An 8515-nucleotide genomic window follows, 5' to 3' on the forward strand; every position below is an offset into this window, starting at 1 on the left:
GGCGGCGTTTCGATGTAGCTCCCAACATGTGGTCTAGTCTAATCATCAGCAGCCTGGTCTTGGCTGGTATTACCCTCTCGATCAATCTGCTGAGTAATATGGGACTGAGGCGGCTCGATCCTTCTAAAGCATTGATTTTGGAAGCAGCAGTCCCCGCATTAACAGCGCTCTTGGCCTTGGGTATTGTGCAAAGTACCTTGCAAGGGTCGCAAATTTTTGGAATGCTGATCGTTACCCTGGGAGTCCTGGCTCTGAATTTTGAGCAGCGGCGTCGCCATGTCAAAGCTGCTCAATCCGCTGCGCGATCGCAAGCAAAAGTAAACGTATAAAACGTATAAATATCAAAGATGCGATCGCCCGTAGTCGCTAATAAGCTGCTGCGCGTAAAACATTGCATATTTCTTGTGAGGTTGGGGAGTAGGAAGTCGATTGTCTCTGTTGCCATTCCCGACTCCTAGCTGTTGTGCATTTTTAATGCACGACAGCTTAGGAAGGGTGCGATCGCATCTTTGAATTGGATGAGCCTCCAATCTTGGTAATATTATTGCGTTGGAACGGAGAGAGAGGGATTCGAACCCTCGTTAGAGTCACCCCTAAACAGCATTTCCAGTGCTGCGCCTTCAACCGCTCGGCCATCTCTCCAGGGGAATCTATGAGTTGAGGGTTTTGAATTAGCCTAATTCAGCACCCAGTTTCTAATTGTACACTGAAGTGATGACTAAATCCTATAAAATTCAAATTCATAATCGCCAAACGGGTACTCATCACACCGTACAAGTGCCAGATGACCGATATATCTTGCAAGCAGCAGAAAACCAGGGTCTGAATCTGCCTTTTTCTTGTCGCAATGGAGCCTGCACCACTTGTGCCGTGCGTGTTCGTCGCGGTGAGGTCTACCAGCCAGAAGCAATGGGACTTTCTCAAAACCTGCGCGACCAAGGCTATGCTCTGTTGTGTGTGAGTTATCCTCGCTCTGACCTCGAAGTGGAGACGCAGGATGAAGACGAAGTCTATGAACTTCAGTTTGGGCGCTACTTTGCCAAAGGAAAGGTTCAGTTTGGACTGCCACTGGATGAGGATTAACAGATGGAACAGAGGGGGAGTACAGGGAATCATGGGAGTAGCGGTAGTAGGGGACGTATTCTCGATTGCCACTCCTTCATATACCCTCGCCTCCTCTACTCTCTTAGGGAGGAGGTGCTTGACTTTTCTCAGGAAATTCAGTGTTTTGTGCTGCTGTCTCTTATTGCTGGTGGGTTGCCAATCCACGCCAAGCCCCAGTGGAAGAACCGTAACTGTTCAGGTGCAGCGAGTCGTTAGCGGACAAACTCTAGATGTATTGAACCCAACGCAGCAAACCGCCTTGATTGAGCGGGTACGTTTGATTGGCATTGAGGCACCCGATCTCAAACAAGAGCCTTGGGGCTCGGCGGCAAAAAATCGCTTTGAGCAAATGATTAGCCAAACCACCAATCAATCCCTGGTCTTACAACCTGTTGCCCTGGAGCCGGATGTCCAAGAAAAAGACAGCACGGGGCGCTGGCTTGCCTATGTCTGGTGTAATGGGCGGCTGCTCAATGAAGAACTGGTCAAAGAAGGGTATGTGTTAGCTGCACCGCGATCGCCTAATCAAAAATACGATACTCGCCTTGCCCGTGCCCAAGAATATGCCAGACTCATGGGATATGGTATCTGGAACCCAGACCAACCCATGCGTTTGACCCCAGCCGAATTTCGTCGCCAAAATCCTTAACGTTGAGTTGGCGCATTGACTCTGTTTTCGCTTCATGAAGGGATAGACCCCAAAAACCAAGAGAATTTGGGATTCTGTTTCATAGCGAGCCCTGTCTCCCAACCCTCCTTGTATTTTCTTAACCTAGAACATCTATTCAGGAACCAGCTTCCTCGTAATACCTATAGGGAGGATAATTAAGTGGGCGAGGCCAAACCCAACTCGTCACTTACCCTGAACAGCTTCCACCCAAATCTATATTACTGAATCAGTGTTCTAACCTATATAAGATGAGCCAACATACCCCTCAACAGCTGCAAATCTTCCTAGATATTGCCACCGAAGCCTCAATGGCAGCGGGGGCAATCTTGAAAAACTACTGGGGTAAGTTAGAAGCAGTAGAGGAGAAAGGGCGTCCTGGAGACTTAGTGACGGCGGCGGATAAAGACGCTGAAGCTGCCATCCTGGAAGTGTTACAGCGTCATGTTCCCCAACACTCTATCCTCGCCGAGGAATCTGGTCAGTTGGGGGATAACCAAAGTGAATACTTGTGGGCGATCGATCCCCTGGATGGCACCACCAATTATGCTCATCAGTACCCCGTTGCAGCTGTCTCCGTTGGGCTCCTGATTTCCGGGATACCTCAGGTTGGAGTCATCTATAATCCCTTTCGCGATGAGCTATTTCGTGCGGCTAGGGGTTTAGGAGCAACTCGCAATCGACGCCCTATTGAAGTGTCTCAAACCTCTGACCTAAGCAAAACCCTACTCGTCACGGGCTTTGCTTACGACCGACGCGAGACTTCTGACAATAACTACGCTGAGTTCTGCCACCTCACCCATCTCACCCAAGGCGTCCGCCGTAGTGGTGCTGCATCCCTCGATCTAGCGGATGTTGCCTGCGGACGACTGGATGGCTACTGGGAACGGGGGCTCTCTCCTTGGGATATCGTTGCTGGGGTCGTGCTGTTAGAAGAAGCCGGTGGTAAAGTGACCGCTTACGACGGCAGCCCCTTAAAGATTGATTCGGGTCGGATTCTAGCCACTAATGGTCAAATTCACGATCACCTGAGTACCGAGCTGTTACAGGTTCCCCCTCTGTCTAGTTGGAAATAATTTTGATATGTATTTCATTGATATGGGAATAATCGGATTAGTAACCCATGAACTTTCAGAACGCTACTAACTATGAAAAGCTATTTCTACAGTAGCCAAACAATTTTCTGATCAAAATGACATCGCTTTACAGTCTCTTGATAAACCCTGCTGAGCTTGTAAAGTTAGCAATTATACCAAAAATTAAGACATACTAGAAACAATTATTTTGGCACGGAGCTTGGACAAACCCCTATGTCTTTTCAAATTGAGCGCGGACTCTTCAAGTTTGATTTCAACGATTATCACGCCGTTATCGGTGTTCCAGTTGATGCGGATGTTAAAGAAGTCCGCAAACGGTATCTCAAGATTGCTCGAAAACTACATCCTGATAGCTGCAAAGCGGCAAGCGATAGCGAAAAGAAGCTAGCCAATCAGCTATTATCCAAACTCGTTAATCCAGCCTACGAACAGCTGTCTCAGGGAAATAATCGGGATTACTTGGTGAGTCTAGGTCATATGGGGAGGCGTTTGGCGGCAGAAGGAGCGAAAATTCCCCTCGCCAGCGAATCAGCCAAACAATTATTCCGGTCAGGTGGTGCCAATTTAGACAACGCTTATAAAACCGTAGTACACAAGCTAGCCACAACACAATACGATTCCCTAGACCAAGTCTTAGATAAAATTGCTGAAATCAGTGAACTGAATATGGTTTACCTAATGCTTAGCAAGGGTGAACTCCAAAAACCCACTGCAAGACCGGGGGGTGCAACGGGGGGGCCGGGAGCCCGTCCAACCGACGCTCAGCCAGTTCCTCAAGGCCCGAAAAAAGACCCGAATGCTCCTACACCCCCTGGAATGCCGGGACGACCTACCAGTCCGCTACCTGATTCGGGACTTACGAGATCGGCTGAGTATATTCGGCGGGCAGAAGGGTACATTGCCAAGAACAATTTTGCCGGTGCTGTTTTGGAGTTGCGTGAGGCACTCAAATTAGATCCAAACAATAGCCGTTGCCATAGCTTACTAGGAGCCTCGTATTTGAAGCAAAATCAGGCGACAATGGCAAAAGTTCACATTAATAAAGCCTTGCAACTGAATCCCAACGATGAGTTGGCTTTGAAGGGCAAAAAGCATCTCGAAGCATTGGCTCAGAAAGCTAATGGTGGAGGGCAAAAATCTGCTCCTGCACCAGCTCCGGACAGACAGTCCGATAAATCGGGGAAATCGGGTGGTGGAGGCTTATTTGGTGGTTTATTTGGCGGAAAGAAAAAGTAGAAAAAGTAATGGTTCATCAACCACCGGCGGGTGCACGAGATTTGCTGCCCCTTGAAGTGACTCAAAAACGTTGGATTGCCGATCGCTTGCAGCAGGTATTTCACCGTTGGGGATATCACCAGATTATTACATCGACCCTGGAGTGGTTAGATACTCTGATGGCAGGGGGCGCAATTCAGCGTTCAACAGTGATTCAGTTACAGGATGCTGAAGCAGGGACACTGGGGCTACGTCCAGAACTAACAGCTTCAATTGCACGAGCTTTTGCAACACGAATCGCAGGGAGTACGAGTGAGGCAAGCCTATCCCTACCACAACGTCTCTATTACAATGCCAATGTGTTCCGGCGATCGCCCATCGGTCACCACGGGCGTCAACTGGAATTCTACCAGTCAGGGGTTGAACTTCTGGGGGCTGGAGGACTGTTGGCAGATTCGGAAATTCTTCTGTTGCTTGCGGATTGCCTCAATCAGCTCGGTTTGCAACAGTGGCACTTGATTTTAGGGGAAGCGGGGTTAACGCGATCGCTGTTTTCTCCCTTCCCAGCGTCAGTGCAAGACAAAGTGCGAAAAGCGATCGCTCATCTTGATCGTGTCGCCCTCGAAACTCTACCCCTTTCCCCAGAATTACGAGAACGGGCGCTGTTTCTCTTTGACCTCCGGGGACGCCCGACTGATGTGTTGCAAAAGGTTGCTAGTCTGGATTTAAACTCATCAGAGCGCCAAATTGTTGATCAGCTGAAATCTCTGGTTGATCTCCTCGGACGAAGCTCTCCCACTCCCTTGCCGCTGATTCTCGATCTCAGCTTAGTTCAAACCTTTGAGTATTACACGGGCATTGTGTTTGAAGTAGTCAGTGACAGCGATACCAGTCAGCGAGTTTTGGGTCAGGGGGGTCGTTATGACCAACTGCTGGGACTGTATCATCCTCAAGGAGAAACCTACCCAGGAATTGGTTTTTGCCTCAATATTGAAGACCTACACTATGTTTTACTTTCAGGGAGTCAGTTGCCTAGACAAACACCCGCGAGTGACTGGTTAGTCGTTCCGGAGACGCCTCAGGCTGAGGCAGCTGCTTTTGCTTATGCCCAAAAACTTAGAGATTCTGAGCATTTAGTTCGGGTGGAGATGGACTTAGGGCAGCGATCCCCCGCCGATATCCGGGATTACGCCCGTCGCCACCGGATTACTTACCTGGCTTGGATTAAAGCGGATGGCACACCGATGATTGAGACGCTGAGTTAGGAGAGACAACGCTAGTAGAATATCTACCGAACCGATAGCCTTAGGCTAATTTTGCTAGCGTCGAAAGAGTAGACCTAATTTACTGGTATAGCTGTAGCCACAAAGGTTAAGACTTTGTTTAACGGCTCAAACGACCATATACCCAGTAATAAACCGTCTGCCCTCTGCCTTTTGCCTTTTGCTATAGTACCCAACTGTAAGAGAGAGAATACTGTGCCACATACAATTGTTACCAATACTTGTGAAGGTGTTGCGGATTGCGTTGATGCTTGCCCTGTTGCTTGTATTCACGAAGGGCCGGGGAAAAATGTCAAGGGTACGGACTGGTACTGGATTGACTTTGCGACCTGTATTGACTGCGGCATCTGCGTCCAAGTCTGCCCAGTAGAAGGCGCGATCGTGCCGGAAGAACGTCCGGATTTGCAACAGACTCCTTGATGTTAAACGACTAAGGAACGTGGATTAAAGAACTTACAAAATTGGTAATCTGTAAGGGCATGGCAATGCCATGCCCCTACGCAGGAAATTGAAGGTTAATCAATCCTCAATCATAAGGGAGGTTGCAAGTGCGATCGCAGGGAATGCTAAGCTAAAAGCAAAGAGCAGACTAGTACAAAGCTGATGTACTAGCTTGTTCATGGGGGTATTTATCCAGATAGATCACTTTGATGGCTGATACCATAGCTGGCTCTTGGCTGGGTGTGTAAAAAATGATTTTTAACACACGGCTCAAACAACAAAGGATTTATCGCAAACAGGAAGCGATCGCCTCGCTGAAAATGTATTAAATTTATTGGTAACGTCTGACGGCAAGGCTGTCTAGGACAGAGCGCGAACCTCCGTTGGGAGACGCTTTGATAACTTAGATGAAGACTTGTTGAACAAACCGTAAATCAAAGAATTTTCTTCAGGAGCAAACGGGCTCTCTTGAGGCGACGTTAGACAATAGAAGAGGGCAAAATAAATACAAAGCTTGCATCTTCCTTTACCATGAGCTACTGCCTCAACCTCGACTGTTCCAAGCCCCAGAATCCTGATGATGCAAAGTTTTGTCTAACTTGTGGCACAAAGTTACTACTGAAAGACCGTTACCGAGCGACCGAACCTCTCGGTAAAGGTGGATATAGCAGAACTTATGCCGCAGTAGATCAAGACCGCCTCAACCATCCTTGCGTGATTAAGCTATTTATGATGCCCCCTGATCAAGATCGGAAGGCAACAGAATTGTTTAATCAGGAAGCCGTGCGACTCTATGAACTAGGCAAACACGATAAAATTCCCGAATTCTATGCCCATTTTGAACAAGACAATCGTTTGTATTTGCTGCAAGAGTTTATTGATGGGCAGACATTATTTGATGAATTAGAGGATAGAGTCACATCGAAAGCTACCCTTTACCAAGAAAGTGAGATTCGGACTATTTTGACCGATCTGCTGCCGGTTCTTAATTTTATTCATGAGCAAGGCGTCATTCATCGGGATATCAAACCCGCGAATATCATTCGTCGTCGCCGTGACAACAAACTGATATTGATTGATTTTGGGGTGGCTAAACAAGCAACAGTTGAAGCTTTAGTTAAACAGGGAACAATGATCGGTACACTGGGATATGCCCCAGCTGAACAACTTCAGTTTGGCGAAGCCTATCCTGCCAGCGATTTATACGCACTGGGTGCAACTTGCATTCATTTGTTGACGGGGATACACCCTTTTAACCTCTATAATTCCCTGGCAGGCTGCTGGTTATGGTGGGAAAAGTTACCTGATGGTACAACGATTAGCCCTCAGCTCAAGGAAATTTTAGATAAACTCCTCCAGGTTTTGGTTAAAGACCGTTATCAAGCGGTTAATGAGGTGCTACAAGAGCTGATTCCTTGTGGGTTGGCTACAGTTGCTCATTCTTCTCAAAGTGAGGTTGAGGTGCCTTTGGAATCAGAAAAAGGCATTGATTACACACGATTACGAGACTTACTCGCGGCTGGAAATTGGAAAGAAGCGGATACAGAAACCCGTCAAAAAATGCTGGAAGTCATGGAACAACAGCATCGCGGCTATCTGGATAATGAAGATATCGAAAATTTTCCCTGTCAAGACCTGCGCACCCTTGATCGGCTGTGGGTACACTACAGCCATGAGCGCTTTGGCTTGAGCGTGCAAAAGAGAATCTGGATAGAGGAAGGTGGCAAACCTGGAGTCTATAACTTACTCGTTCATCAAAAGTTTAGCGATCGCGTCGGCTGGCGTGTAAATGACAACTGGAAATTCTATACTGACTTGACCTTCTCTTTAAATGCGGCTGTTGGGCATCTACCCTTGGGGCTGAGTATAGGATGGGGAGATGGAGCTATTGAATTAGTTGGAGTGGAGGGAGCTGTTGAGGTGGATTGTCTCTTTTCTCGTGTAGAAATTTGTGAATTTTAGTTTACAAAAAAAATCTTAAATGAAAATAGGCAGAAGCAAACTACAAGCCACAAATAATACAAATAATAGTAAGAGGAACTGCCATGACCTACACCCCCACGAAACCCCTCACCTTCGATGAATTCATTGCCCAGTACGGCGATGACTTTCGCTACGAATTAGCCGATGGAGAAGTCATTGATATGGAACCGACAGGTCCCCACGAAACTGTTGGCGGCAAACTCGCCATCCAAATCGGTATTGCGATTACAAATGCTCGGCTCCCCTGGTTTATTCCCCGCACTTGCCTCATTCAGCCCCTTGCCGATGTTGCCACCGCTCGCCGCCCCGACATTGTAGTTCTCGATGAAACCCTGTTGCCTAGCGAACCTCTATGGCAGCGAGAACCCGTTATTACCTTGGGTCGCTCTATCAAGCTGGTAGTAGAAGTGGTCAGCACCAACTGGGAAACTGATTATGCCCGCAAAGTTGAAGAATACGCACTGCTCGGCATCCCTGAATATTGGATTGTCGATTTTCAAGGGAAAGGAGGAACTGCCTTTATTGGCAAACCCAAACAACCCACCTTTACGGTCTGTCAACTGGATGGAGACGAGTATCGTCAGCAACAGTATAGATTGGGACAAGCGATCGCATCACCCCTCTTCCCCACTTTACAACTACGATTAGACGACGTTCTTCCTCGATAATTTTCACGATAATTTCTGTCGATGCCAAAGCTTAATCGTCTTGTCCTTGCTCCCGCT

10 protein-coding genes and 1 tRNA gene are annotated in these 8515 nt (G+C 47.7%); 9 read left to right on the top strand and 2 right to left on the bottom strand.

Annotation, left to right across the window (positions count from 1 at the left end; genetic code table 11):
- The coding region (locus V6C93_RS33640; RefSeq protein WP_333481044.1) for an EamA family transporter at positions 1-329 on the top strand (329 nt) is incomplete at its 5' end.
- On the opposite strand, the gene V6C93_RS33645 is transcribed toward V6C93_RS33640, so the two are convergent.
- On the bottom strand, positions 290-445 hold the full coding sequence (locus tag V6C93_RS33645; protein WP_333481045.1) for a hypothetical protein: 156 nt from the start codon (positions 443-445) through the stop codon (positions 290-292). The genes V6C93_RS33640 and V6C93_RS33645 overlap by 40 nt on opposite strands.
- 110 nt (positions 446-555) lie before the next feature.
- Positions 556-642 (bottom strand) — tRNA-Ser (locus V6C93_RS33650).
- Between the two features lie 72 nt (positions 643-714).
- Between V6C93_RS33650 and V6C93_RS33655 the strand changes: the two genes are divergently transcribed.
- The 8 genes from V6C93_RS33655 to V6C93_RS33690 all read left to right on the top strand — a co-directional run bounded on the left by V6C93_RS33655 (position 715) and on the right by V6C93_RS33690 (position 8458).
- Positions 715-1083 (top strand): 2Fe-2S iron-sulfur cluster-binding protein, encoded by a 369-nt coding sequence (locus V6C93_RS33655; protein WP_333481046.1) that lies wholly within the window; start codon positions 715-717, stop codon positions 1081-1083.
- 118 nt (positions 1084-1201) lie between these two features.
- Positions 1202-1753: a thermonuclease family protein gene (locus tag V6C93_RS33660; protein WP_333481047.1), complete on the top strand. Its 552-nt coding sequence runs from the start codon at positions 1202-1204 to the stop codon at positions 1751-1753.
- A gap of 269 nt (positions 1754-2022) precedes the next feature.
- Entirely contained in the window at positions 2023-2847 is an 825-nt protein-coding gene (locus V6C93_RS33665; protein ID WP_333481048.1) for an inositol monophosphatase family protein, read from the top strand.
- A 234-nt stretch (positions 2848-3081) separates the two neighbouring features.
- Positions 3082-4104, top strand: a complete 1023-nt coding sequence (locus V6C93_RS33670) for a J domain-containing protein (RefSeq protein ID WP_333481049.1) — start codon at positions 3082-3084, stop codon at positions 4102-4104.
- An 8-nt stretch (positions 4105-4112) separates the two neighbouring features.
- The gene (locus V6C93_RS33675) at positions 4113-5348 is read left to right on the top strand and encodes an ATP phosphoribosyltransferase regulatory subunit (protein WP_333481050.1); all 1236 of its coding nucleotides are present in this window, start codon (positions 4113-4115) and stop codon (positions 5346-5348) included.
- Positions 5349-5561: 213 nt separating this feature from the next.
- Positions 5562-5786 carry a ferredoxin family protein gene (locus V6C93_RS33680; RefSeq protein ID WP_333481051.1) on the top strand — a complete coding sequence of 75 codons (225 nt, stop codon included), beginning with the start codon at positions 5562-5564 and terminating at the stop codon, positions 5784-5786.
- Between the two features lie 552 nt (positions 5787-6338).
- A complete protein-coding gene (locus V6C93_RS33685) occupies positions 6339-7769 on the top strand; it encodes a GUN4 domain-containing protein (RefSeq protein WP_333481052.1) in 1431 nt (476 codons plus the stop codon).
- Positions 7770-7852: 83 nt separating this feature from the next.
- Entirely contained in the window at positions 7853-8458 is a 606-nt protein-coding gene (locus tag V6C93_RS33690) for a Uma2 family endonuclease (protein ID WP_333481053.1), read from the top strand.
- Positions 8459-8515 lie beyond the last annotated feature (57 nt).

The sequence above is a fragment of the Allocoleopsis sp. genome, assembly GCF_036703385.1.
GTDB lineage: Bacteria > Cyanobacteriota > Cyanobacteriia > Cyanobacteriales > Coleofasciculaceae > Allocoleopsis.